Source organism: Varibaculum cambriense (assembly GCF_022133705.1).
Classification (GTDB): domain Bacteria; phylum Actinomycetota; class Actinomycetes; order Actinomycetales; family Actinomycetaceae; genus Varibaculum; species Varibaculum cambriense_A.
In genome coordinates this window covers 1-212 of sequence record NZ_JAKNHJ010000068.1, presented here as the reverse complement: position 1 = coordinate 212, position 212 = coordinate 1, and the positions used below count along the sequence as shown (strand labels likewise).

1 pseudogene is annotated in these 212 nt (G+C 60.8%); it reads right to left on the bottom strand.

The window, feature by feature from the left end:
• Positions 1-212, bottom strand: a pseudogene (locus L0M99_RS09795) (fructosamine kinase family protein); the annotation flags it as partial.

Genomic DNA, 212 nt, shown 5'->3' with positions numbered 1-212 from the left:
GCCGAGTCGTACCATCGGACGCAATCTGCCGTCCGCCAGATAGGTGGCCACATCATCCCAGGCACCGGTATCCATCGGGACGGGATCCTGCAACGGCCCGAAATAGCAGGTGCCGTCGTATCCAGTTGGAGCGGAGCCAAAATGTTCGGCACCGGCATCATGCATATGAGCTAGCGCAACACCGAAATCGCGCGCGGCTTGGATGGTCGGAC